This window comes from Deinococcus pimensis DSM 21231 (assembly GCF_000519345.1).
Lineage (GTDB): Bacteria > Deinococcota > Deinococci > Deinococcales > Deinococcaceae > Deinococcus_A > Deinococcus_A pimensis.
In genome coordinates this window covers 10,446-11,558 of the sequence record NZ_KI912620.1, presented here as the reverse complement: position 1 = coordinate 11,558, position 1,113 = coordinate 10,446, and the positions used below count along the sequence as shown (strand labels likewise).

At 72.6% G+C, this 1,113-nt stretch carries 2 protein-coding genes; one reads left to right on the top strand and one right to left on the bottom strand.

Translation table 11 applies throughout. The annotated features are described in order from the left end of the window. A partial coding sequence (locus DEIPI_RS27775) for a GNAT family N-acetyltransferase (protein ID WP_169737002.1) occupies positions 1 to 874 on the top strand: 874 nt, incomplete at its 5' end. A gap of 40 nt (positions 875 to 914) precedes the next feature. On the opposite strand, the gene DEIPI_RS37225 is transcribed toward DEIPI_RS27775, so the two are convergent. Then, positions 915 to 1,113: hypothetical protein (locus tag DEIPI_RS37225; RefSeq protein WP_169737001.1), on the bottom strand; the 199-nt coding region annotated here is incomplete at its 5' end.

Here is a 1,113-nt window from a genome sequence, read left to right as displayed (position 1 = left end):
GCCGGACGAGTGGCGCGTGACGGACGCGCAGGCGCGCGGCGACGCGAGGCTTCGCGGCCTGCGTCTCGTCGCGGTGGCGGACGGCGCGCTGGTGGGCTACGGGGAGTTCTCGCAGAATCCGGGCATGTTCCATCCGCGCCGCTTCATCCTGTCGGGAGGCGTGGTGTCCGCCCGGCGCGGGCAGGGTCTGGGCCGTGCCCTTCACGACGCGCTGATGGACGCGCTCGGACCGTTCGATCCGCTGTCGGTGCGTGCCCGCGCCCGTGAGGATTCGGAGCGGTCCCTGAAGTTCCTCTCGGATCGGGGCTTCGTGGAGACGCAGCGGACCTGGGAGAGCACGCTGGAGATGCGCGACTTCGACTTCAATCCCTGGGCGGGCGTGGAGGAGCGCCTGCGCGCGGCGGGCGTGGAGATCCGCTCCGTGGCGGAACTCTCGGACCGTCCGGACTGGCGGGAGCTGGCGTACCGCGTCTTCGCGGAGTCGCGGCTGGACGTGCCGCGCAGCGAGCCCGCGACGCCCATCTCCTTCGAGCAGTTCCGCGAGTGGGTCCTGGAGGACCCGATGTACCTGCCCCAGGCGCACTTCCTCGCGCTGCACGGGGGCGTGGCGGTGGGCACGTCGGACCTGTACCGCTCGGGGTCGGCCGAGGGGCTCTTCACGGGCTTCACGGGGGTGCTCGGGGCGTACCGGGGGAGGGGGATCGCGCTGGGCCTCAAGCTGCGCGCGCTGCGCTACGCGCGGGACGTGGGCGCGCCGTGGGTGCGGACGGACAACGCGTCCACGAACGCGCCGATGCTGGCGGTGAACGAGAAGCTCGGCTTCCGGCGCGAGCCCGCGTGGCTGAGCCTGCGGCGAGACCTGAAGGCGGAATGACGGGGGCCCCGGCGGTCGCCGGGGCCTTCCCTTCGGGGTTTCACTGCCAGTCGTCGGCGGGGCGGGCCTCGTCGAAGGTGACGTCGAGGGTGTGTTCGGCGCGGCCCTTGGGGTTCTCCGCGATGACGGTGAAGTACGCGTGGCGTCCGCTGACGTCCTTGAGGACCACGCCGCTCTTCGGGGGGACGTTGCCGAGCGCGACCTGCACCTCGATGGGCCAGCCACCGCCGTCCCAGAGG